Genomic DNA, 23,032 nt, shown 5'->3' on the forward strand with positions numbered 1-23,032 from the left:
TCTTACACGCAGGCCTCATTCCTAATCAACTGCAACAGCCGTCGGTGGACCCGGGCTAGATCCGGGATCTTGCAACGGGGAAGTTCATCACCAATGGCGAGGTCGTCCTAGTCCTGAGCCCACTGGGCGTTGGAAAGACCCACTTGGCGGTGGCCATCACCCAGGAGGTGATCGTCGCCGACTACACGGTGTTGTTCTTCCCCTCCACCACGCTCGCCTCGGCCCTTGCCAACGCACATGCCGTGGGCAACCGAAAGATCTGCCACGAGTGGCTGGACCTCTTCCTCGATCACAGATCCGCGCTTGCGTAAGCTCGCGGTTGGGTTACGAATTCCATGGGCGCTGCCGCCTGTATTTCTTGTCCGAGGTTTTAATGAAGTTCGCTGCCGCTGCCCTGCTGCTTTCCGTTACTGCCATGCCGTCCATGGGCGCTGTGCTGGATCTACAGTTCGACATCGATATGACGACGGCGTTCGACTACCCTACCCTTTCTCAAGTCGACTTCGCCTTCAATGGCACCGTGAACATGCGACTCGACTTCGGGGACTTGGTCACCAGCGATTACGGCACAGCGATCCATCGCACGGGTCCGATGGGTTCGGCGACGATAGACAGCCCGCTGACGCAATATGTCAGCGCAGCCCCCATCGGACTTGGCCTTAACGGACTCAACGCCTATTCGCTCGCGCTCTCTGTTCTTTATAGCCCGCAGACCTACGTCGAAGACGTGGGTGGCCAGGGCGGTGCCTACTCGTCGGACGGCTTCAACCACTTCGCTTACGATGCGGTCATGCGGATCGGCCATCGCCCCGTGGTTGGCCCAGATACAGTTGCCTATCCGCTCCAGCTTGAGGACATCCTGCGGGTCGTCGGTCTTTGGTATCGGGATCCATCTATCGCGTATTTCAATGAGAGCTGGCGCACCTACACCGCCGTCGGCACCGACGTGATTTATCTGAGTGGCCGCGGCTGGTCCGACTACACGCCGACCCTGACCGCTGCTTGGCTCGACGGCCAAGCCCTGAACCTCGAAACGATGGAAGTCGCGGCGCCTGCCCCAGTGCCGCTGCCTGCCGCAGGCTTCCTGCTCGCGGGAGCCTTCGCCGGTCTCGGGGCGCTGAAGGCTCGTCGCAAGCGGGCTGACTAAACTGGGAGGACCTGGGCGATGGAAGACCGGCTACATATTGCGAAGGATGCCGAATACTTCCGTGGCCTAGGCTTACCAGGCCGCTGAAAAACTCCGGTCTCGACGCCCATCGGCGAACATGATTCACCGGCACCACCGCATGGACGGAGATGGTGATGCGTGGATCGGACGAGGCGACGGGATCGCTGTTCAGCTACGTCGACCTCGAGGAGCGCGTCCCGGCACGGCATCCGCTGCGCAAGATCCAGGCTGTCGTCAACGATGCGCTCCGGTCGCTGGATAGCGATTTCGACCGCCTCTACGGCGGGGACGGCCACCCCTCGATCGCGCCGGAACGGTTGATCCGGGCCAGCCTGTTGCAGATCCTCTACTCGATCCGGTCCGAGCGCCAGCTCATGGAGCAGATGGATTACAACCTGCTGTTCCGTTGGTTCGTGGGCCTTGGGATCCACGATGTTGTCTGGGTTCCGACCGTGTTCACGAAGAACCGCTACCGGCTGCTGACAACGGAGATGTCGCGCAAGATCATGGCCGCCATTCTGGCGCATCGCGAGGTGGCACCGCTGCTGTCGGACGATCACTTCTCGGTCGATGGCACTCTGATGAAGGCCTGGGCTTCGATGAAGAGCTTCCAGGCGAGGGAAAGGTCGACGTCTGACGGGGACGACGATCCGGGCGGTCCGCCGGACACCAGCGTGCCGCCCGCATCCCCCCATGACCACGCCACCGCCGAGCCCGACCAGATGCCCCGTCCCACACGCCGCGACTGCAACCGCAACCGCAACGCCGAAGTCGATTTCCGTGGCGAGCGGCGTTCCAACGCGACCCACGCCTCGACGACCGATCCGGAGGCCCGGCTCTTCAAGAAGTCGCCTGGCACCGGAGCGATGCTGTGCTTCATGGGGCATAGCCTGATGGATATGAGGCATGTTCCGCCATCGGTTCGAGGAACATGCCGATTGCGATCGGGCCTCATCGTGCAGGCCGAGCTAACGCGTGCCGACGGCCGAGCTGAACGAAAGGCCGCCATCGACATGCTTCACCGCCACGCGCCCGGATCGACCCGGCGCCTGACACTGGCGGCAGACCGCGGCTACGACAGCGCGGACTTCGTTGCCGAGCTGCGCCAGATGATCGTCACGCCGCATGTCGCCCGGAAGTCCCGGCACTTCGCCATCGACGGCCGGACCACCCGGCACCCCGGCTATGCCAAGTCGCAGCGGCACCGGAAGAAGATCGAGGAACCCCTCGGCGGGGTGAAGACCGCCGGCGGCATGGCGCAAACCCTCTATCGCGGCATCGAGCGCGTGCGCGCCCGCTTCACCTTGGTGATGGCGGCCTGCGACCTGGCCAGATTGCCGAAACTGCTCGCAGCCTGAGCCGGAAAGCCGCTGCTCAGAATACTTGCCTCGCAAACGAGGCGGCATCGACCCCTGCTTGAGGGAAACCGTTCCGCGCAGCAGACTTTTTCAGCGGCCTCCTAAGCGATATTTCCGCATGGCATGAATATAATCATAGAAGCAACTCACGAAGCTTGTTTCTTTCGATAATTCGAGAGAACTTTTTGTAATTGTTGTGCTCCTTCTGCCAGCGGCCTGCCGCGATAGATGGATGGACTCCCGCACATTCTGAAACGCTAATGATATCATTATTGCTTGCGTAGGAATTGTAGAGTGGCCTAGCGCATTCCTTAGGAATAAGCGACATGAGCGCCATGTCATCCGCTTCTTGTTCAACTTCATCTCCAGCGCCAAGATCGAGCTCGTCAAAGAACGCCTGCCCCGGTGCGAGCAACATGTCGTAGTGCAAGAGCAGGTGAGACAGCTCATGAAGAAGGGTAAACCAGAAGTTATCGGTCTTGTCGTGACGAAGCGTCATCCCAATAACGGGATGGCTGTTGTCTATAAGCATAGCTGCGCCGTCGAGAAATGTTCCCGGGAAGACGGGCAGTATTATAACAGTAACCCCAATTTCTGAAAGCATCTGAATTGCTTCCTTTGGTCCCTCCGGCTTCGAGCTCAGTTGGGATACTTCCCGCAAGGTGTCTCTGTTGATTGCCGCCCTTTTGAAGAGTGACTTCTCCCGAAGACGCGCCTCGGTAAGAACAGATGCCTGCCACATCAAAAGGGCTGTATCGTCAGTTCTACCACTCGCACGCTGAGTTCGGGTGCGACGGTTGAGTGCAGGGCTGAGCCCGCCACCGAATGCGCGGTGAATGAAATATTCAACCTTGTGCGAGCTGATATCAAAACCAAGATCTTTCATTTTCTTTAGGATGGGTTTCTTTACCTCAATGCCTGCCCCCTTGTAGGGTTCTTCTTTTTGCATCAAGGCTTCATAGGGGATTGCTAAACCTTCGTGCAATGCCCTCATCATGTCGGGGGAAAGCTTCCGGGTTCCGGACAAAACATCAGAAATCCGCGACCGCGACCCTATGAAAGGTTCGAGATCTTTTTGAGAAAGGCCCTTCTGGCTCAATCGGAACTTGATTGCATCAATTGGGGATTGCGGTCTCTTTGGAAAGCTTCTCCGCTCATATGATTCAACCAGAGCAACCAGTATCTCCAATTCATCAGAAGATTGCACATCACCCTGAGAAACCGCGATCATTAGCTTCTCAATTTTTGACTTCGCGTTCTGGTAGTCGTGTTCATTGCGGACCGGCTTTACGTCATGACCTGCTTTAACGTTCATGACTTTCCTCCCCCAGCATTTACGATTTCATTCCCTTTCTGAACTCCGCACCAGATAAACTCCTTTATTAGGACTATCCCTTGCGCGAATAAGATGAGGCAGCGCACGAGGACTTCCCCACCTGCGACCGAGAACACTACCGCGGGTGGCTTGGTCACGGCCGTCGGATAGTCGTGAAGGAGCTCTTTCGGCTCAGTCCACTCCCGATTCGCAAGCTCCATCACCAAGATATCGACTTCCCATGCCCAGGACATGTGCCGGTAGCGCGCGTAAAATTCCTCGACAATATCCAACCCTATCAAGCGCATAGCCTCACCGTCTTATAGGTGTTCCCCAAAATGGGGAACTTATAGTTGACACGGCCCGCCCTCCGCGCCAGCCTGCATGTGTGTTCTCCGTATTGGAGAATGCGCATGCCGGAGACGGTATTGCAACCCACCATCCCGGGCGCCGTAGCGGCGTCGAGCAGGCTACATGAAAGGTATGCTGCCATGTCTACCGAACCGATCGAAATCGAAGATCTTCTGGCTGCCTTGAAGGCCGGTCGTATGCCCCGCGACCACGGACCCTACAAGGTCCAGGTCGGCGACCATGACCTGAAATTCACCGATGCCGTCATCGACGATCCGACGCCCACCGGCCGCCAGATCATCGAGGGGGCAGGCTTCCGCAAGGCCGAGGAACACCTCGTGTTCCAGGTGCTGCGCAACGGTGAACTCGAGGAACTGCGCCTCGAGGAAAACACGGACCTGCGCCCCGGCCAGGTCGAGCGCTTCCTGATCTTCCCGAGCGCGGAATCCTTCCGCTTCGACATCGATGGCAAGCGCCTCGAATGGGGCCACAAGGTCATCAGCGGACGCGTGCTCAAGACGCTGGCCGGGGTCGATCCCGCCAAGTTCGCCGTCTGGCAGGTGATCCCCGGCAAGGATGACATCCTGGTCGGCGATACCGATCTGATCTGCCTCGCGGATGCGGGCCTGGAGCACTTCTTCACCGGCGTGCCCCAGACCACGGAAGGGGGTGCGGCATGAGCCTCCTCCCCCGTCAGGATCGCCGCTACCTCGAGGGTCGCGGCATCACCGTTCGCGAGGTCATCGCAGGCGGAAAGAAGGGCGTGATCCTCACCGGGATCACGCTGCCGGAAGGCAAGTATCAGGTCGCCCAAGCGGATATCCTGATCCTGCTGCCGCCCTCGTATCCCGAGGTCGCCCCCGACATGTTTTACGCCGTGCCGCATCTGAAGCTCCTTGCCGGCCAGCGTGAGCCCCGCTGCACGCAGGCACGCCAAGCCTTTGATGGCCAGACCTGGCAGCGCTGGTCTCGCCATAACAACCAGTGGCGTCCCGGCACTGACGGCATCTGGACCATGCTAAAGCGGGTCGAAGAGGCCCTGGAGGTAGCGGCATGAAACGCAGCGACATCACCCTCCAAGCCCGTCACCGCGACAAGCTGCAGGCGCTGCTCGCGCACCCCCGTGGGCACGAGGGTGCCGCCTACATGCTGCTCGGCAGAAGCGAGATCGCGCAGGACCCCTGGGACCTCGAGCCGCGGACCCGTTACACCTCCAACGAGGTCATCGCGATCCCGCAGGAGGACCGCGTCGATGCCAGCGACAAGCATGTCACTTGGAACACCAACTCTTTCGCCCAGCTCTGTCGCCGGGCCAAGGAGGAAGGTCTGGTGCCGGCAATCGTTCATAGTCACCCGGGAGGCTTCGACGGTTTCTCGGACCAGGACGATCGCAACGAGCGCGACCTCTTCACCATGGCTCGGAACCGTAACGGCGAAGGGACACGCCTGGTGAGCGTCGTGCAGGTCGGTGACGGTCTTTACCGGGCACGGGTCTGGGAAGACGACATGACACCCCTGCCCTGTCATCGCGTGACCGTCATCGGCACTCGGCTCGAGATCCAGTCGCCCGACGTGCCTACCCCGTCGGAAGCCTTGGCCCGGCAAGCACTGGCCTTCGGGCCTGAGGTCAACGGCCTACTCACACAGCTCTCCGTTGCCGTGGTCGGCTGCGGCGGCACCGGAAGCCCGGTGGTCCATCTCCTCGCCCGCCTCGGCGTTGGGCGCATCGTGGTCATCGACGATGACGTGGTCGAGCATTCCAACTTGAACCGCCTGTATGGCGCTACCCGGAAGGATGCTGACAACGCGGTGCCCAAGGTCGACGTCATGGCGCGCGAGGTGACGATGATGGGCCTCGACGTCGAGATCCGGTCGATGAAAGGCTGGGTGGATGCGCCGCACATCCGTGACGCGCTGAAATCCTGCGACGTCATCTTCGGATGCACGGACGATCATGCCGGGCGCCTCTACCTGAACCGCGTGGCGCACTTCTACCTGATCCCGGTCATCGATGTCGGGCTGGTCCTCATGCCCCGTGACGATGATGAGCCCGGCCTCCTCGAGATGGCCGCGCGGGTCAGCGTGCTGTTTCCCACGTCGGCGTGCCACGGCTGCCGCGGCACAGTCGATCGCGTCAGGGCTCGCGAGGAGGAGCTCCAGCGATCGGACCCCGCCGAATATGAACGGCAGAAGACCGAGGCCTATGTTCGCGGCGCAGGTAATCCCGCGCCGGCCGTCGTGACCTTCACCTCCGAGGCCGCCACCATGGCAGTGAACGAACTTCTTGCCGGTCTCGTCGACTTCCGCGGCGGCGGCGGATGGACATGGCAACGCTATCGCAAGCTCGACAAGGGCCTCGAGCGTTCGCAGGCTGTGCAGCCCCGGCCGGAATGCCCGCTCTGCGGCAGCGACGAATACTGGGGGCTCGGCGACGTCGACCCCTTCCTGGACCGTGTCGGGTGATGAGCATGATGATTGACATATTACGGAAGAGCCTCGAGCTCTTCCGCCTCATCCCGCGAAGCGCCCTGGTCGCCCAAGTAACATCCGCACACCCGACGCCGGATCAGATCGTGCCGGGGAAGATGACCATCGTGCGCGATGGCGTCGACAAATGGGCCTGCTTTCACTGTCCCGGGGGGTGCGGCGAGACCATCAAGTTGTCGCTCAGCAAGAACCATAGGCCCAGGTGGACGGCCATATCAGACTGGCTGAAGCGCCCGACCATCTCGCCCTCGGTTCGACAGACGAACGACTGCCGGTGTCATTTCTGGATACGCCAAGGGCGCATCGAATGGTGCAGGGACAGCGGTTCACATTCGCAGTAACAGCAAGGCCAACAAGCTGCGATGGCGGCCGGAAACGGTCTCAGTGCGAACGTGCCCGTGCTCGCCCTCGTGGTCCTTCAGCCACTTGCCAGATGGCACCGGTTACGGCACACACATTGACACACTGCGGAGCCGAACAGGTGCCGCTCTCCAAAAGTGTCGCAATTTCAGTGAGTTGAGATCGGAGCTACGGCCTCTACCGCCGGAGTCAAAACTTCCGCAAGTAATTGAAATCGCTACGATAATTCAGATGTCGCTTCGGCGTGTCACACAGAGGTGTCACACAGACGAAGCGAAATCCGAGGGTCGCCCGCGCAACGCGCGAGACCGATCATGGGCACAACCCAACATCTCATCCGACGCGGCCACTTCTTCCACTGGCGGCGCAGGCTTCCCGCACAATCCACATCTTTCGGGGTCTTGCAGGTCTCTCTGCGGACGACGGACCCTGCTCGTGCCCGTATACTCGCCCGGCGATTGACTGCCGAAAGCGACCGAATGTTCGAAGATATCCGCCGCGAGACCCTGACGCCGGCCGATGCCCGCAAGTGGCTCAACCATGTCGTCAGCGAGGAAATCGCGCGCGTGCGCCTTGATCGCTCGCTCATCTTCGCCGACGGCGGCGCGAATCCTCAGGCCGATTGGGCGATGGCCACCGCTTGGCAGATGCTCGCCAAGCACAGCGTCAATGCTGAGTTGGAAGACGAGGACATCGCCGCGCTGATTCAGCAGGGGCGATCCGAAATGGACATCCACCAGCTGGAGATTACCCTCGACATGCTCGGGCAAGAGGTGCGCAGCGAGCCGCGGATCCGCAAGATGGCGCGGGCGTTCAACGAGTTGATCGGTCGCGAGGATGACCTCCCTGCCCCGATGCTGCTTCTGCTGCGGAAACTCTTCATCGAGGGTCGCGCTGCCGCCTGGAAGGTGATCCCCGAGGATCAGGGTCCGGAGATTGCCAACGACCTGGCGGCCGATCTTGCGGCGGATTTCCTGCGCAGTGAACGAGACGCGTTCCTCGCACCACTGGCACCTTGGGACGGGCTGTCGCGGGCTGCTTCGCCGGTTGCAGTGCCGCCTACGCCGGAACCCGTCGCGCCGCCGCCCGCGCCGGTAGCGGTCGAGCTTTCGCCCGCCGCGACCACCCGTGCGATGCCGAGCGATCCTGCTCCGCAATCGGCACTGCAATCTCATGAGCCGACGCACGCGGCGCCCGTCGAGCCCGCCCCTCGCAACCTGGCCAGCGAGCCTTCATTCGATCCGTCGATCTCAGCCGTCATCGAACGGCTCGTCATCCAGAAGAGCCGCGCCGGCGTTTCGGAGGCGACCCAACGCCAGTATCTGTCCTTCGGAGCACTCTTCATCCAGATCACCGGTCTCTCGGACGTCAGGGCGGTGCGGCAGGGCCACGTCATGCAGTTCCGCGCCACCCTCCAGCAGATGCCGAAATCCTGGGGCAAGAGTCCGACGGACGCCCACGCCTCAATTGCCGATCTGATGGAGAAGGCGCGCTCCTTGCCGAAGGATCAGGTTGGCATCGCGCCGGGAACGCTTAACCGCCACCTTTCTCATCTTGCCCAGATGTTGGAGCACGCGACCAGAGAGGGGCTGCACGTCGATGGCGAGGTCATGCCTCGGAGGCTTACCCTGCCAGAGGACCGGCGCAATCGCGATAAGAATGCATCGTTTCGCCCTTCGGAGCTCGAACGACTCTTCAATCATTCGATCTGGCAAGGCTGTAAATCCGAACGACACCGCAACTCCCCCGGGGATCTGGTGCTGAAGTACGGTCTGTTCTGGATCCCGCTTCTGGTGGCCTACACGGGTGCCGAGCGCGAAGAGCTTGCAGCATTGTCGACAGAGGACGTGCGCGTGGAGGATGGCATCCACTACCTTGCCATCGAGGAGAACGCGAACCGCGGCGTGAAGAACTTCACCTCGACGCGGAAGGTCCCGCTGCACGAGCATCTGATCGAGCTCGGCTTCCTAGCCCATGTCCAGCAGGCCAAGCGCCGCGCGAACGACCTGTTCCCTGAGTTGCGCCCGGCGGGTCACTCGAAGCAGGACCGTCGGAAGAAATATGGCGACCGGATCTACTACGCGTTCGACAAGGCGCTGGAAAAGGCGCTCGACGGCAATCCGCGCAACCTCTGTCTGCATTCGATGCGCCACTACGTCCGTGATTACCTGGCCCTTGATCCAACCGTGCCCGACAAGGTCCGCTACGACCTGATCAGCCACGAGGGCGCGGACGAGGACACCCGGACCTATGGTGCGGAAAGCCCCCTGCGCCACCTGCAGGACGCGGTGAACAGGCTGCCCCGGGTCTTCTGATCCGGCGCGGCCGCGCGTTTTATCCGACCGGCGGAAACGTCTGCCTCGCCTCTGGTTTTCGGTTTTCTTGCCCCCGCGCGAGACTGTCCCTCAAGGCTCCTCAGCACCCGGCGCGTTCGCCTTGGGCGCGGAAGCCTCCGGATTTTATCCTGCAAGGGAAACGAACATGGCACTTCGCAAGACGGGACGCCCGCCACTGGCACGGCGGGAGATCCACGCCACGGACGAGGAGTGGGCCGAGATCAAGGCCACGGCGCGCAGCTTCGGGCTCAGCATCTCGCGCTATCTGATCGAGCGCCCTGAGACGATCGGAGGCGTGGCAGCCGCGCACGGCCCGGAGCTCGGCCTTGCGATTGCACGGCTGCAGGTGGGTATTGAGGGTTTCGCCGCGCTGGTGGAAGCGACGCCTGCCGCGGCCCTCCTCCTACCACAGCTTGTCGAGCTCGAGGCACAGGTGATCGCCCTCGCCGAGGAGGCCGGGCGATGATTATCGGTTGGTCGCGGGTGCAGGATCGCGGCGACAGCGTCGCGCAGCTCTTGCGCTATGAAACTGCCATCGAGTGGCGGAAGACCGTCGCTGGTCGGTCGACCACCCTCATCAGGGATCCTGCCCCCGAGCCTCTGCTCGGAGAGACGACGGTTGTCGGGACCCTCATCGACGCCCTGCCGTTTCGTCGCCGCCACAGCCTCGCCGTGCTGTCCTTCGCCGCGACCGACATCCCGGTGAAGAAGTTCAATGGTGGCGCAGGCCCATACCGGGACCGGATCGGCCGGGTCCTCGCCCTGTTCCTCGAGGCGGCCTACGCCGGCATCCCACGGGTGCATCGTCCGCCTGCCCATGTCACGACCCACACGCACACGGGCCGGCTCGAGGTGAACCTGGTGCTGCCGCGCATGGTGCAGCGCGTGGACGGGCGGATCATGTCGCACAACGCCCATCCGCCCGGGGCCGCGAGCCGGAAGCTCTGGGACGCCTTTACCGATACGGTGAACTGGCGGTTCGGGTTCGCCGATCCGCGCGGGCCGGATCATCGTCGCCTGGTCGCCCATTCAGACGCCCGCCTGAAGGCGGAAGCCGAGGCGCGTCGGCACCGCCAGCGTCTCGCGCTGGAAGACACGGACCTGATCGCAAGCCACGCGCGGACCCTCTACCGAACCGCAACCATCGGCAACCGCGCGGAACTCCTCGCCGCGATGGGTCCAGCGATCACAAAGCTCGGGGCTGGCATCGAACAGGTCTCGGACGAGAGCGTCGTGTTCCGGCTCGCGGATGGCAGCAGCCGCCGCCTCAAGGGCCACCTGTTCTCGGATCGGTTCACCCCCGATCATCCATTCGAAGACCTGCCCTATCTGGACCATCAGGATCTACGCAGGGATGAGCTGTCCCGCTCGCCCGATCGATTGCGGCACGCGCTGGCCCGCCGCGCCGAGGACAACGCCCGCCGCTACGGCTTCGAGGTGGGCGTTGCCGACCCGCTCGACATCCTCAACGGCCCGCCCCTCTCCCTGCCACCCCGCCACCCCGGCGCATCACCAACCGGGCGAACCCCGACCGGGTCGCGGATGCTCGCGGTTCTCGGTCGCGTTCTCGCCGAACTGCGACGGCGGATCGAAACCGCGCTGATCGCCACGCGCCTCGTCCAAGACGGCGCACCCTTGTTCACCCCACTCCGCCAGAAGATGGAAGCCCTGCATGCCCGACACCGATCTCTCCCCCGAACTGAAGGAGCTGTTCGTGATCAATCGCAGCCTCGCCGCGCTGATCGCCCCGCTGCAGGCGATCCTCGAGATGGAGAAGGCGCCGGGCATCAGCGACCGGCTGAACGCGATGATCGCGGACCTTTCGGCGATCCGCGACCAGATGCACAGGGCCGCGGATCTCATGGACAAGGCCCTGACCCGCAGCGAGGAATCGCGCGCAGTCGAGGCGCGCCAGACCGCGACGATCGCCGCGATCCAGCAGGACATCGCGCAGCTGAAAACCTGGTTCATGCTCCCGCCGGAAGCCGGGCAGAGCTCCTGATCCGGCTGCGCAGTGCGGCGCTGTCGACCTTCAAGCGCGACGATATCCAGCTTCGCGGTGCGCCCGGCGGTCGACTGGCACTCTCCGGGCCGGGACTTCTCGCGACCTTTGGCTCGGGCGGCGTGACGGAGATCATAGCGGAGAGCGAGGATGCGCGGGCCCGGCTCGAGCGCTGTCTCGAGGTGGCCGGTTTCGCCGCCCCGTCCGTAGAAGATCTGCCGTCGCCAGGCTTCAACTGAGGCCCACATCACGCCCTGCCAGCGCCTTGCATAATGATGCTCACCGCCTGCTGGCCGCCCGCGTCCCCCTACATTTTTGTCTCCGGCGCTCCTCCTGAGGCGGGCTGCGGCGTGATTGGCTCGTCTACCGCCGCCGCTTCGGCGCACGCCGAAGGCACCCTTCGAAGCCATGCATGCAACCGCTCCCGCTTCAACAGAACAACTTGCGAATTCGCCTAAAAAGTCTCTGGGTTCTTGCTGCTCCATGCGGCGGAGCATCTAAACTTCCACAAGCCAGTCAGCATCCCAAGTATTTTACTGGATTTTGACTTTTAAGCTTATCAGCGTCCGGCAATCGCTTCCCACGCGCCCCAACGTATTTATCCCAGACATCCTCGGGCGCTATGTGCCCTCGGAAACCAGATCTTTGAGTGCTTGTCTCATCAAACTCTGGAAAGTTTTCCGGCGTTGCGGCAAGCCACTCTTCAGCGACAAACGCTCCGCAAACTATTCCGTGAATTACCGCCAGAACGTATTCAGCATGACTCGCACGGGAGCGCGAAACTCTCCAAGCATATCGCACACGATTCAACAATTCTTGGGGCGAATTGTGATCAAACGAATTAACGTTAATCAAGATGAGCTTCTCATTACTGAACACGACCTCGGGCAGCGCGTATTTATCTTCAATCTCCTGCGCGTGCATCGGCCCTCGATCGTTACTGTGATGCCCTGCAGAAATATTTGAGAGCCCAGAATAGGCATCAATGAGTGCCGCCTCAACTTCATAAGCTGTCTTCTGGTCAGCGATACCGTGTCGATGAATAATGTGGACGACGTTCAAGTTTGCTTTGCGAATTTCATTCAACCTCCGGACCTTCAGGCTGGCATCATCGTCCGGTGCCTCTTCACCATCAATCTCGAGGGGGCTCCCACTGGTCACGTCGACAGCCTTCGTCGCATTCAAATGCTGAAAAATTCGGTTGCCTCTTCCTTTTCCGACATAAAACGTTTCACCATTCCTTGGGTCGATCAGCCTATAGACATAATATTGCAGCTTTTCACTGACGCCCGCGCTAAAACTTTCCACCACCTCAGCCTCCTAAACCCACAGGAGACACTTTACGAGGATGAACGCACTATCAGCAAGTCACAAATCTAACACACATAGCCAGCAGCTGAAGGTAACTTCGGGCGCGACGACAGGAGATCAGGCCTTCGGGTAATTCAACCCCTCCCTAAAGTGTTTCAAACCGGGCTAGCATTTACCCCGCAGGTAGAGGCGAAGGGCGAGGCGGCGAAACTGCCTCGTTCTAGGCGACCTTGGTCGAGCCATGACATCCGGGGCTGTCGATCGCCCGGCAATGCGCGCTGATCGAGATGAGAGGCAAGAGCAAGGCCTGAGCAGGACCGCCGCGCTCGCAGGATTTCGGGCGTGTTCTCGCTCTTTTTCCATGATCCAGATGTCGCCGCGACAGAAGGTGATCACAGCGTGCGCGAAGCCGATCAGAACATCTAGCCGGCGCTCTTCTCGGGGCTTGGGCACCTGTGAAGGCGGGCGGGATGCTTCACGCTCGGGTATCCCGTGGCTCCGCTGATCTCGGCCTGGGCCGCGGCCACATCAACGCAATGGTCCTGTCGGAGCGTCATGAAGAGCCTTGTCTGCCGATCGGCTACATGGCGACCCGGCATGAAGGTGGCTCTCACTTCCAATGCCCCGTCGGCGGATCAACAGCAGGACGATCCGACCTGCCGTGCCCTGATGTCTGGGCCCGGAGTCGGGGCCGATGTGGCGCTGACTTATCGTGCCGCATTTGATGACCCCTCCCGGTGCTAACAAGTTCGCTCACCCTTCTGCCTCCAGCGCTCCGCCGGAGGCAGGCTCCGGCGCGACTTCCTCGTCCACCGCAGCCGCTCCGGCGTGCGCCGGAGGCACCCGCCGCAGCCAGAGATTCAACTTCTCGCCCTCCAGCTGACGCTCGGCCACCAACGCCCGCGCCATGTCCTCGAGCAGTTCCCGGCGCTCGGTGAGGAGCGCAGAAGCCTGGCGCTCGGCCGCCTCGAGGTGCTTGCGGATGGCGGTGAACAGGCCCGGCTCGCGCGCCACCAGCTCACCTGCATCGCGGCTCCAGACGGACCCGGACCAGCCGAGGCCGAGCTGGCAGTGAACCCCCAGCGCGATCACGGTCGCGACCGCGAGATCGGAGCGCGCCCCGCCGCCGGAACCGCCTCCGGGCGTGCCGAACACCAGCGCTTCCGCGGCGCGCCCAGCCAGAACCACTGCCAGTTCGTGGTCGTAATCCGAGATCGTCCCAGCCGCGGGCACACCCCGGCGCATCGTCTCGCCGCCATCGATGTAGATCGCCATCCGCGTGACCGTGCTCTGCCCCAGCGCCGTGGCCACGACGGCATGGCCGCACTCATGCACCGCTGCCCGCCAGTCGAGTGCAGGGTTTGCGACGATCCCGAGCTCCCGCGCCAGCGCCTCGAGCGTGACCGGCTCGCCGTCCCTGCGGTGGCGCGACCGAAGCTCGCGGATTGCGGCATCCATGTCGGCGAGGCTGCAGCCGAGCGCACGCTTCGCGAAGTCCTGCAGCGCCGGGGCGGGCATTTCGTCGCCCAAGTGCCGTCGCAGGACCAGCATCAGCCGGTCGGCATCGGGCATCGGCATCTCGATGCGGCGATCCATCCGCCCGGCCCGGATCACCGCCGGATCGATCACCGAAGGATCGTTGCAGGCCCCGAGCACGACGATGCCGCCATGCGCCAGCGCGGCGTCGATTTCGAGCAGGAAGCCATTGACGACCTGACGGCGATAGGTCGCACCGTGATCATCCTTTCCGGACCGACTGCCGACAGCGTCGAGTTCATCGATGAAGACCACGCAGGGACCCGTTCGACGCGCGGTCTCGAAGGTCGCGCGCATGCCGCCCAGCATGTCGCCGAGATGCCCGAGTGCCTGCCAGGCCGCGAAGCTGCCTTCGACGAGCGGAACACCCGCCTCGGCCGCGACCGACCGTGCGAGCCAGCTCTTCCCGGTGCCGGGCGGGCCGGAGAGCAGCATCGAGCGCGTGGCCTCGTCCCAAGCGACCTTGCCGTCACGCCAGTCCCGGAGATCGGCCGCGATGCGGCGCGCCGCCTCCGCCGCGGCACCCGTGCCGGTGATCTTCGTGCCGGGCGGCTCCGCCGGTGTCGCATCCACGATGGCGGCGAGCTTGCGCACCGCAGCCGCCGCCGTCGGCGCGCGGAAGGCGGTGGTGATCGCCTCGGACGGCAGCTTCGCCAGCGCCTCCGAGGCGGGCATCGCTGCTGCGACGGAGGCCTCGTCGATCCGCCCCGTCGCACTGTGCGAACGCCGGAGCGCCGCACGCAGCATCTCGGCATCGAGCGGCCGAAGGTCCACCGGTTCGGGCAGCAGCCGAAGCAGGCTTTCCGGCAGCCGGATCGCCGCGGGCAACAGGATCAGGATCGGCCGATCGGTCGCGAGGCTCAGCCGCACCGCCTCGGCCAGGCGCGCGGCGGCGTTGCGCGCGAGCTGGCCGTCCGTCCCTTCGGGCCGCAGCAGCAGGATGTCATCCGCACCATGGGTCAGCGTCGACGGGTGGGCCTTCGTGCTGCGCCCTTTCGGGAGGGCGGCCCGCCAGATCACCAGCGACAGGGCATCGCCGTCCGTGACCTCCGGCAGGCGCAGCGCCGTCACCGCGCTTGGGCTGAAAGCGGAAGCAAGGCGCTCCGCGCTCCCGAAGCTCGCGGCGAGCCTCACGGCCATCAGGAGCCAGGGCACGGGGAGATGCACCGGCGGACGGCTCTCGCCCGTGACCAGCGTCGCCGCCGGATCGCCGCCCTCGGCGCGGATACCGTCTGCGACGTCCGGCGGCAGATGCGCCACCGCCAGCAGGTTCAGCGGGCCCGTCGCAGCGTCCGGGAAGGCCTCGGCGAGGCCGAGGGCGCGGTCGGGATCGGGCGACTTGCGGGCAACGTCGCAGCGCAGGCGGTGCAGGATCGCACCCGCCAGGGCGTCCCAGTCGGGACGGATGGGGGTCGGTGTCATGGCACACTCCTTTGCTCCGGCGCGCACCGGAGGAGTCTCTGGAAGAAAGGGTTCGAAGGGGGCGGTCAGGTCGCGGCGGCGAGCTCGTCGAGGCAGCGCAGGATCTCGGCCTCGAGATGGCCGGCATAGACTTCGGTCACGACGTTGATCCAGGGCGCAAGCTCGGCTCGGGGGATAACTGCATCCGGGAATCTGGCCTCGAGGTCCCGGTGCAGGGCTTTCTCGGCGCGGAGCGCCAGCTGCCCGGACGGCATGGGCACGGCCCGCAGAAGCTCGCAGTCGAGGCCCTCGCTCAAGCCGAACTGGTAGCGGCCCCGCGAGTCCGGATCGCGCGACATGCCCAGCTTCACCCACCGCTCGCCCGTAGGCCCGGACAGCCGGAAGGCATAGATGTGGCTCGGTGCCGCGAGCCATCCGGGATCGCAGCTGCCACAGCCCACGCGGCGGGTGCGCATGTTGCCGATCGCGACCTCCTGCTCATGGCCGCAGCCATGCCTGTAAAGCCGGTAGGCCGTGCGCCCGCTCGGCGCGGGACCCACCAGTTCCCATCCCGCGGCCTGCGCCATCCCGGCATGATGGTCGCGCAGGCAAATGCTGCAGCGCAGGCCGGTCTCGCCGCGCGCCACGTGCTGGATCAGCGTCACCTGGCGGCGGGTTTCGTGCCCGCAGGCCAGCCGGTAGCGACCGTAGTGCCGATGGTCGGGATCGCGCCCGAGCCAAGTGACGCCGGCCGCTTCCGCGTCTTCCTGCCAGCGCCGCTCGAGGCAGGCGTGGCAGAGCGGCTGCGCCGACATCAACGTGAAGATGCGCTGGACGGTGACGCCGCCGCAGCTGCGGCATTCGAGGGCGAGGTGGTAGCGGTCGTGGACGCGGGCCTTGATTTCAAAGCCCTTCGCTGCGGCGGCAGCGTGCCATTGCGGGGCGATCCTGCCCGGCACGGGCGCGGTCGAAAGGATGGCGGAAGAGGCTCGCCGGGGCGAGTGAACGACAGGCTGCGGCATGGCGCGCTCCTGGATTTAAGGTGACTGTCACCGGCCCGCGGGCACGGGCCCGCAGGAAGGTTCAGAGGTCTGGAAGCAGAAGGTGGATCGGACGACCCGACCGAATGGCCGGTGTTATGCGGCCCAGTTGGCGCAGTCGCCGGCCAGCGGGTCGTGGCCGCCTTCGATCATCTCCATCCGGCCGATGGCGTCGAGGTGACGCAGCGCGCTGCGGATCATGCCGCTTGCCGCCCGCCCTGCCGGATCGGCAGCGGAGGCGACGTAGGATGCCGGGTCAGCATCGACCATGGCCCGGATCGCCTCGAACTCGTCGCGGGACTCGGAGCCGAGCGCGTGGCGAACCAGCAGCGCCATGTTCTGCAGCTGCCGATCCGAGGCAGCCAGTGCCCGCGTGTCATGCACTTCGCGCGCCTCGGACGACACCCGCTCCCAGGCGAGCTCGGACTCGCGCAGCCAGTGGTCATAGGCGATGTCGCCGCGCGACAGGTCTTCGATGTCGCGCTCGGCATCGACCGCATAGGCGAGCGAGCTCAGGAACTACAGGAAGGCTCCGGCAGCGGCGGTGTGCGGGGAATCCGGTTCAGACACGCGCGGCGGCGTGCTAGGCAGGAAATCAGCCATGTTGTCTCTCCTATCGAGATGGCGTGGTCAGAGACAGGTGAGGAGGTGAGAGTCCTTGCCTGTCTCGAACAAAGATACTACATGACTTTGTGAAGTCAACAAGTGTCTTTAGGGAGATTCGACATGGCCAGAATGGGCAGACCTCCGGTGGACACCGAAGGCGTTACAGTCCGCTTCGACCGCGCCACGCTCGAGAAGATCGACGCCATACGCCGGCAGCAGGAAGACCTCCCCTCTCGGCCCGAGGTCGTCAGGCGCGCCGTGGCTGACTGGTTGGAGCGGAACCCGCCCGGCACCGTCATCGGCACTCAGTGAGCCAAGCCGAGCGCATCGGGGGCGCTCGGTGTCCCCAGCGTGTCCCCAAGGCAAAACCACATGAAAACACGGGCGGCCTGATAGAACAAAATATCTAAGTATATCAGTGGGTTATGAGTGGTGCCCAGAGCCGGAATCGAACCAGCGACACGCGGATTTTCAATCCGCTGCTCTACCAACTGAGCTATCTGGGCACCGGACCGCTTCCGGTGGTCACGGGCGCTGGCCCGTGGTTGGTGGCGCGGGTTTAGTCAGTTCCGCGGGGGCTGTCCAGAGGGTCCGGGCAGAAAATCTGCATTCCCGGAACCTCTCCTTGCGGAACCCTGCCCCGGCCCGGTCTCCGCCCGATTTCCGCCCCGTCAGTGCAGGTTCTCGGGCCGCCCGGGGCCGTCACCGGGCCGCGGCGACTCCTCGTCCTCGACCGCGTCGCCGGGGATCACGTAGCTGCCGGTCAGCCAGCGGCCAAGGTCGATGTCGGCACAGCGCTTCGAGCAGAAGGGGCGGTATTTCGCCTCGGTGTCCTTGCCGCAGATCGGGCAGCTCATCGGCTCACTCCTTCAGCAGATCCGCCAGGGGCAGCCGGTCGCGCTTGCGGCTCAGCTCGTAGTTCCCAAGCGGCGTCCAGCCGGCAAGGCTCGTCTCGGCCGCCTCGCCGCGGAAGGCCGCGCGCAGCTGCTGGTCGAGCGCCGCGCGGTCCTTCTTCGGCATCGGCGCGAAGTCGATCACCACCTGCCCGCCCAGCCCGCGCAGCCGCAGCTGCCGCGGCAGCTCGCGCGCGGCGGCGATGTTGGCCTTCAGACCGGCCGCAAGGCTGGTGTCCGCGCCGGTGTTCACATCGACCGCGACCAGCGCCCGCGTGGGTTCGATCACCAGCGAGCCGCCGGCGGGCAGCGCCACCTCGGGCACCGTCAGCGCGTCGATCGCGTCGAGCACGCCCTCGCCCTCGAAGGCCCCGGGACGGTCGATGACCTCGTCGGGCTCGGGATCGGACCATTCGCGCCAGGCGGTCTCCTGCGGGCCTGCCGCGTCGACCAGCAGCTCGGGCGCGCCATCGAGATCGGACATCACCGCCTCGGCCAGACCGCGCAGCTCGGCGATCTCGGCCGCGACCTCGTCATCGCCGGCCTCTGCCGCGGCAGAACGCAGGATCAGGCCGTAGTCGCAGCCCGCCATCGCCTCTTCGGCCAAAGCGGTCAGCCCGTCGCGGATCGCGGTCTCGCGGATCCGGCGCGAGACGTTGATCCCCGGCGCCATCGGCGTGACGATCGAAAGGCGGCCCTTGAAGAGGGTGCGCAGGCTCACGGGGGGCGCCTTGTGCGGCTCGGCCTGGCCCGCGATCTGCACGATCAGGCGCTGGCCGGGGGCGATGCCGCCCGCCTCGCGCAGGAAGCCCATCTGGCCGTCGCCCAAGCGCACGAAGACGCCACCCTGCCCCTTCATGGGCCGGTCGGCGACGCCGCGGTAGATGGCGCCCGGCAGCGGGCCGGCCTCTTCGCCGGGATCGAGGATCAGGTCCTCGAGCACCCCGTCGAGCATCAGCGCCGCGGCCTCGCGGCCGGCGATCTCGCCCAGGACGACGACGCGGCCCTTCATGGCCGCTCTCCGAAGACGGGCCAGCCGGCGGTGGTCAAGAGCGTGGCGGTTTCGGCCACGGGCAGGCCCATGACCGCGGAATAGCTGCCCTGGATCCAGGGCAGGAAGGCGCCTGCGAGGCCCTGGATGCCATAGGCACCCGCCTTGCCGCGCCAGTCGCCAGAGGCGAGATAGGCGTTCACTTCCTGGTCCGAGAGGGTCTTCATCTTCACCTGCGTCTCGACGAGACGTTCCCAGATCCGCGCGCCCCGGCGGACGGCGACGGCCGTCAGCACCCGGTGCCGGCGCCCGGACATCAGATAGAGGAATTCGGCGGCCTGGCCCGCGTCCTCGGGCTTGCCGAGGATGCGCCGGCCGAGGGCGACGGTGGTATCGGCGCACAGCACGATGTCATCCGGCCCGGCCACGACCGCCTGCGCCTTCTCGCGCGCGACGCGCGCGCAGTAGTCGCGCGGAAGCTCGCCCTTCAGGGGCGTCTCGTCGGTGTCGGGGGGAGAGATGAGATCGGGCACGATCCCGAGCTGCGCCAGAAGCTCTTTCCGGCGGGGGCTCGCGGAGCCGAGGATCAGGCGTCCCCCGGAAGGGGCGCCCAATGTGTCGACTTGCGACTCAGCGGAAGCGGTAATTGATCCGACCCTTGCTGAGGTCATAGGGGGTCATTTCGACCTGAACCCGGTCGCCTGCGAGAACACGGATGCGGTTCTTCCGCATCTTCCCTGCCGTATGCGCGATGATCTCATGGCCGTTTTCCAGCTCGACCCTGAACGTCGCATTGGGCAGGAGTTCCTTCACGACGCCGGGGAATTCGAGCAGTTCTTCCTTGGCCATGGTCACTCCGTTGCAGTCGCCCCTTCGAGGGGCGCCGCCTAAATGCGCTCACGTGGGCAACATTTCAAGAGCTATTGAGTTCCCGTAACGGCAATTGTGACATGCGCGGCCGGCAAGGCCTGTTCGGGCCAGTGCGCGAAGGGCTTCACCCCGCCATCCTCGCGGCTTTGGCGCACGAGGTCCAGCGAGATGTCGGCGAAGCACCAGCCGGGGGCGTTCATCGCGGTCTCGGCCAGGATCCCGGTCTCGGGCCAGCCGCGGTCGGCGGGCCCGTAGACCGCGGCGCGGCCCCAGTTCTCGTCCACCGCCGGGCACCACGCGGCAAGGCCCACGGTCGGGGCATGCACCGCAACGCACTGGTTTTCCAGCGCCCGCGCCATCGCGCCGACCCGGACGCGGGTGAAGCCGGCATGGGTGTCGGTGCAGGACGGGACCAGCAGGATCTCTGCCCCCGCCTCGCAAAGCGCGCGCGCGAGCAGCGGGAATTCGCTGTCATAGCAGATACAGACACCGATCCGGCCCAGCGCGGTGTCGAACAGCGTCAGCGACTCGCCGGGCACGACGATCCACTGCTCGCGCTCGAAGCGGGTCATCATCACCTTGTCCTGATGACCGATCCGGCCGTCCGGGCCGAAAAGCACCGCGCGATTCACCGGCGTTGCGCCGGGCGTCTTCTCATGCGGGATCGAGGCGGCGAGGATCGTCACGCCATGCGCGCGTGCCAGCCGTTCGGTCAGAGCCCAGTGGCGTTCGGCGTGGCGGGCGACCTCGCGGAGCGAGCCCTGCAGATCGCCCGCGACCTCCGCGCCGCCAAGGCTCGCGAGTTCCATCGCGCCATATTCCGGGAACACGAGGATCTGCGCGCCGCCCTCGACGGCCGCCTTCACCCATTCAGTGAGCTTCGTCTCGTAAGTCTGCCATCCCTCGAAGAAATCCAGAGGATAGGCGGCCGCGGCGACACGGATCTTGGTCATGCCAGTTCCCGGATCCAGAATTGCAGGGGTTTGCGGGTCTCGACAGGTTCGCCGAGGTCCTTCCACGAGAATTCGGCGATCACGCCGTCCAGCTTCTCGTAGCCGCGCGCGCGCCAGAAGGCGTCGAGCGGGCGATAGGCGGCGGGGCGCAGCGGGTGGTCCGCGGGACGCTGCACGCCGCAGAAGGCCGAATAGCGGCGACCGAGGCCGCGGGCATGGGATTCGCGCGCATCGAAGAAGGCATGGCCAAGCCCCTGCCCGCGGTAGTCCGCCAGCAGCACCGACTCGGCGCAGTAGAAGATGTCGGACAGCGCAAGGCCGGTCGCGGCGAAGGGCGCCGCGAATTCGGCGGCGTGATCCTCCATCGGCGCCCCGGTCGAGGCGCCGACCAGCCGCGGCCCGTCGAAGGCGCCCACGACCACGGCGCCGGACGAGTCGCGATAGCTTTGAAGATACCGCCGCTCGTAGTCGAGGTCGCCGTCATAGAGATAGGGCCAGTCGCGGAACACCGCGATGCGCAGCCGCGCCACGTCGTCCAGCGCGGCATCGAGCGCCGCGCCGGTCAGGACCCGCGTCTGAACGCTCACGCCGCCTCCGAGACCTGACGCACCCAGTCCGAAAGGTTGTAGTAGGTGGTGACCCGGGTGATCTTGCCATCGGTCAGGGCGAAGAAGGTGCCGGCGGGCAGGATGTATTTCTGGCCCCGCGCCTCGGGCAGGCCCGGGTCGGTCTTCAGGTATTCGCCGTTCACGATGAACTCGGCCGCGGCGCGGGTGCCCTCGGCGTTCGAGAAGATCTGGATGTCGGTCAGCGTCTCGCGGTAGCTGACGCCCATGTGGCCGCAGAACTCGGTGAACAGGCCCTTGCCCTTGCGCACGCCGCCCTCGTTGACGTGATGCTCGACGCTGTCGTCGAGCAGCGCCAGCATGCCCTCGGCATTCCCGGCATTGAAGGCGGCGTAATAGGCGGCGATCACCGCCTTGGCATCGGTCTGCATCACTCGGTCTCCTTCACGGTGGACGTGTCGTCCGTATGGGGTGCGGGCGGACCGAACCGGTCGATCAGCCGCTCGCGGATCTGGTCACGGGTCTGGCGATAGGCCGAGAGCTTCGCCTCGCGCCCCTCGCCAAGCCCGGTGGGGTCGAGCACGGGCCAGTACTCGACATCGAGATGATAGAAGCGCGTCAGTTCCAGCGCCCGGCGCTGGCTGGCGGGCGAGAGCGCGACCACCAGATCGAAGCTCGACAGGTCGTCGCCCCACTCCTCCATCTCGTCGAAGCTGCGGGCGCGGTGACGGTCCAGCTTCACGCCGATCTCGTCGCAGACCGCGACCGCGAAACCGTCGACCTCAAGCTCGTTCTTGACGCCGACGGATTGCACATAGATTTCGCGCCCATAGAGCGCCTTCATCATCGCTTCGGCCATTGGCGAGCGGACTGCGTTGTAATCGCAGCAGAAAAGCACCGAATGGGGGCGCTGTCCCTCCAAGGTCAGCCCCCCGCGTTCAGCACGCAGATCAGGGTGAACAGGCGCCGGGCGGTGTCGATATCCAGTTCCGCCTTGCCCTCGAGCCGCTCTTGCAGGATGCGCGCGCCCTCGTTGTGGATGCCGCGGCGGGCCATGTCGATGGCCTCGATCTGCGCGGGCTGCAGGGTCTTCACCGCGTCGAAATAGCTGGCGCAGATCTGGTGGTAATCCTTCACCGCCTGCCTGAACGGGCCCATCGCCAGTTGGAACTCTGCCAGCTTCTCGCCGCTCTCGGTGGTGGTGTCGAAGACCAGCCGCCCCTGCCGCATCGCCAGTAGCAGCGCGAAGGGCCCCGACGGCGCGGGCTGACCGGGGCGGCCGGGCAGCTGGAAGGAATTGTCCTCGAGCAGGTCGAAGATGGCGACGCGGCGCTCCTGCTCGATCTCGGGGCTCGGCACGGCGAGGCCTGCGTCGTCGATCTCGATCCTTGCGATGCGGGTCATCGACACCTCCGCCTGCTGCGCCCCCGGTTTGATGCCCGAGCCGCGGGCCCAGTGCAAGGGAGGGGTGAACGGCAGGGGTGGCAC

Annotated in this window: 25 protein-coding genes and 1 tRNA gene; 11 read left to right on the forward strand and 15 right to left on the reverse strand. The window is 64.9% G+C overall.

Annotated elements, in window-relative coordinates; genetic code table 11:
• The first annotated feature begins 59 nt into the window (after positions 1-59).
• From V8J36_RS10805 to V8J36_RS10815, 3 genes are all read left to right on the forward strand, one after another.
• Positions 60-311, forward strand: coding sequence for an ATP-binding protein (locus tag V8J36_RS10805; protein WP_336467561.1), 252 nt, complete (start codon positions 60-62; stop codon positions 309-311).
• 62 nt (positions 312-373) lie between these two features.
• Entirely contained in the window at positions 374-1,147 is a 774-nt protein-coding gene (locus tag V8J36_RS10810; RefSeq protein ID WP_336467294.1) for a VPLPA-CTERM sorting domain-containing protein, read from the forward strand.
• Positions 1,148-1,302: 155 nt separating this feature from the next.
• Positions 1,303-2,526 (forward strand): IS5 family transposase, encoded by a 1,224-nt coding sequence (locus V8J36_RS10815; protein ID WP_336467295.1) that lies wholly within the window; start codon positions 1,303-1,305, stop codon positions 2,524-2,526.
• A gap of 133 nt (positions 2,527-2,659) precedes the next feature.
• Here the strand turns inward: V8J36_RS10815 and V8J36_RS10820 are convergent, their stop codons facing one another.
• Complete coding sequence (locus V8J36_RS10820; protein ID WP_336467296.1) at positions 2,660-3,841, reverse strand: helix-turn-helix domain-containing protein; 1,182 nt, start codon at positions 3,839-3,841, stop codon at positions 2,660-2,662.
• Between the two features lie 491 nt (positions 3,842-4,332).
• On the opposite strand from V8J36_RS10820, the gene V8J36_RS10825 reads away from it, so the two are divergent.
• The 7 genes from V8J36_RS10825 to V8J36_RS10855 all read left to right on the forward strand — a co-directional run bounded on the left by V8J36_RS10825 (position 4,333) and on the right by V8J36_RS10855 (position 11,616).
• Positions 4,333-4,872 carry a multiubiquitin domain-containing protein gene (locus V8J36_RS10825; RefSeq protein WP_336467297.1) on the forward strand — a complete coding sequence of 180 codons (540 nt, stop codon included), beginning with the start codon at positions 4,333-4,335 and terminating at the stop codon, positions 4,870-4,872.
• Positions 4,869-5,249 carry an E2/UBC family protein gene (locus V8J36_RS10830; protein ID WP_336467298.1) on the forward strand — a complete coding sequence of 127 codons (381 nt, stop codon included), beginning with the start codon at positions 4,869-4,871 and terminating at the stop codon, positions 5,247-5,249. Before V8J36_RS10825 ends, V8J36_RS10830 begins: the two co-directional genes overlap by 4 nt.
• A complete protein-coding gene (locus V8J36_RS10835) occupies positions 5,246-6,655 on the forward strand; it encodes a ThiF family adenylyltransferase (protein WP_336467299.1) in 1,410 nt (469 codons plus the stop codon). The genes V8J36_RS10830 and V8J36_RS10835 overlap by 4 nt, the downstream gene beginning before the upstream one ends.
• 122 nt (positions 6,656-6,777) lie before the next feature.
• Positions 6,778-7,020, forward strand: a complete 243-nt coding sequence (locus V8J36_RS10840) for a DUF6527 family protein (protein WP_336467562.1) — start codon at positions 6,778-6,780, stop codon at positions 7,018-7,020.
• A 333-nt stretch (positions 7,021-7,353) separates the two neighbouring features.
• Positions 7,354-9,354: a DUF6538 domain-containing protein gene (locus V8J36_RS10845; protein WP_336467300.1), complete on the forward strand. Its 2,001-nt coding sequence runs from the start codon at positions 7,354-7,356 to the stop codon at positions 9,352-9,354.
• A gap of 166 nt (positions 9,355-9,520) precedes the next feature.
• Positions 9,521-9,841, forward strand: a complete 321-nt coding sequence (locus V8J36_RS10850; protein WP_336467301.1) for a hypothetical protein — start codon at positions 9,521-9,523, stop codon at positions 9,839-9,841.
• Positions 9,838-11,616 carry a hypothetical protein gene (locus tag V8J36_RS10855; protein ID WP_336467302.1) on the forward strand — a complete coding sequence of 593 codons (1,779 nt, stop codon included), beginning with the start codon at positions 9,838-9,840 and terminating at the stop codon, positions 11,614-11,616. Before V8J36_RS10850 ends, V8J36_RS10855 begins: the two co-directional genes overlap by 4 nt.
• Positions 11,617-11,893: 277 nt before the next feature.
• On the opposite strand, the gene V8J36_RS10860 is transcribed toward V8J36_RS10855, so the two are convergent.
• From V8J36_RS10860 to V8J36_RS10875, 4 genes are all read right to left on the reverse strand, one after another.
• Positions 11,894-12,688, reverse strand: a complete 795-nt coding sequence (locus V8J36_RS10860; RefSeq protein ID WP_336467303.1) for an LEM-3-like GIY-YIG domain-containing protein — start codon at positions 12,686-12,688, stop codon at positions 11,894-11,896.
• Positions 12,689-13,441: 753 nt separating this feature from the next.
• Positions 13,442-15,646 (reverse strand): AAA family ATPase, encoded by a 2,205-nt coding sequence (locus V8J36_RS10865; protein ID WP_336467304.1) that lies wholly within the window; start codon positions 15,644-15,646, stop codon positions 13,442-13,444.
• 65 nt (positions 15,647-15,711) lie between these two features.
• Positions 15,712-16,647: a GIY-YIG nuclease family protein gene (locus tag V8J36_RS10870; RefSeq protein ID WP_336467305.1), complete on the reverse strand. Its 936-nt coding sequence runs from the start codon at positions 16,645-16,647 to the stop codon at positions 15,712-15,714.
• Between the two features lie 114 nt (positions 16,648-16,761).
• Positions 16,762-17,070 carry a hypothetical protein gene (locus V8J36_RS10875; protein WP_336467306.1) on the reverse strand — a complete coding sequence of 103 codons (309 nt, stop codon included), beginning with the start codon at positions 17,068-17,070 and terminating at the stop codon, positions 16,762-16,764.
• A gap of 321 nt (positions 17,071-17,391) precedes the next feature.
• Here V8J36_RS10875 and V8J36_RS10880 point away from each other — a divergent pair, with 321 nt between their 5' ends.
• Positions 17,392-17,583, forward strand: a complete 192-nt coding sequence (locus V8J36_RS10880) for a ribbon-helix-helix domain-containing protein (RefSeq protein ID WP_336467307.1) — start codon at positions 17,392-17,394, stop codon at positions 17,581-17,583.
• 118 nt (positions 17,584-17,701) lie between these two features.
• Here V8J36_RS10880 and V8J36_RS10885 read toward each other — a convergent pair.
• The 10 genes from V8J36_RS10885 to V8J36_RS10930 all read right to left on the reverse strand — a co-directional run bounded on the left by V8J36_RS10885 (position 17,702) and on the right by V8J36_RS10930 (position 22,954).
• Positions 17,702-17,777, reverse strand: a tRNA-Phe gene (locus V8J36_RS10885).
• Between the two features lie 165 nt (positions 17,778-17,942).
• Positions 17,943-18,128: a DNA gyrase inhibitor YacG gene (locus V8J36_RS10890; protein ID WP_336467308.1), complete on the reverse strand. Its 186-nt coding sequence runs from the start codon at positions 18,126-18,128 to the stop codon at positions 17,943-17,945.
• A 4-nt stretch (positions 18,129-18,132) separates the two neighbouring features.
• The gene (locus tag V8J36_RS10895) at positions 18,133-19,176 is read right to left on the reverse strand and encodes a ribonuclease E/G (protein ID WP_336467309.1); all 1,044 of its coding nucleotides are present in this window, start codon (positions 19,174-19,176) and stop codon (positions 18,133-18,135) included.
• A complete protein-coding gene (locus V8J36_RS10900; protein WP_336467310.1) occupies positions 19,173-19,769 on the reverse strand; it encodes a Maf family protein in 597 nt (198 codons plus the stop codon). The genes V8J36_RS10895 and V8J36_RS10900 overlap by 4 nt, the downstream gene beginning before the upstream one ends.
• Positions 19,770-19,785: 16 nt before the next feature.
• Positions 19,786-20,004 carry a translation initiation factor IF-1 gene (gene infA, locus V8J36_RS10905; RefSeq protein ID WP_336462472.1) on the reverse strand — a complete coding sequence of 73 codons (219 nt, stop codon included), beginning with the start codon at positions 20,002-20,004 and terminating at the stop codon, positions 19,786-19,788.
• 71 nt (positions 20,005-20,075) lie between these two features.
• Positions 20,076-20,969, reverse strand: coding sequence for a carbon-nitrogen hydrolase family protein (locus tag V8J36_RS10910; RefSeq protein WP_336467563.1), 894 nt, complete (start codon positions 20,967-20,969; stop codon positions 20,076-20,078).
• 5 nt (positions 20,970-20,974) lie between these two features.
• Positions 20,975-21,565, reverse strand: coding sequence for a GNAT family N-acetyltransferase (locus V8J36_RS10915; protein ID WP_336467311.1), 591 nt, complete (start codon positions 21,563-21,565; stop codon positions 20,975-20,977).
• Positions 21,562-21,975: a ketosteroid isomerase-related protein gene (locus V8J36_RS10920; RefSeq protein ID WP_336467312.1), complete on the reverse strand. Its 414-nt coding sequence runs from the start codon at positions 21,973-21,975 to the stop codon at positions 21,562-21,564. Before V8J36_RS10920 ends, V8J36_RS10915 begins: the two co-directional genes overlap by 4 nt.
• Positions 21,975-22,472 (reverse strand): arsenate-mycothiol transferase ArsC, encoded by a 498-nt coding sequence (locus V8J36_RS10925; RefSeq protein ID WP_336467564.1) that lies wholly within the window; start codon positions 22,470-22,472, stop codon positions 21,975-21,977. Before V8J36_RS10925 ends, V8J36_RS10920 begins: the two co-directional genes overlap by 1 nt.
• A complete protein-coding gene (locus tag V8J36_RS10930) occupies positions 22,469-22,954 on the reverse strand; it encodes a UPF0262 family protein (RefSeq protein WP_336467313.1) in 486 nt (161 codons plus the stop codon). The genes V8J36_RS10925 and V8J36_RS10930 overlap by 4 nt, the downstream gene beginning before the upstream one ends.
• Positions 22,955-23,032: the final 78 nt, after the last annotated feature.

The organism is Frigidibacter sp. MR17.14 (assembly GCF_037095735.1).
Taxonomy (GTDB): domain Bacteria; phylum Pseudomonadota; class Alphaproteobacteria; order Rhodobacterales; family Rhodobacteraceae; genus Frigidibacter.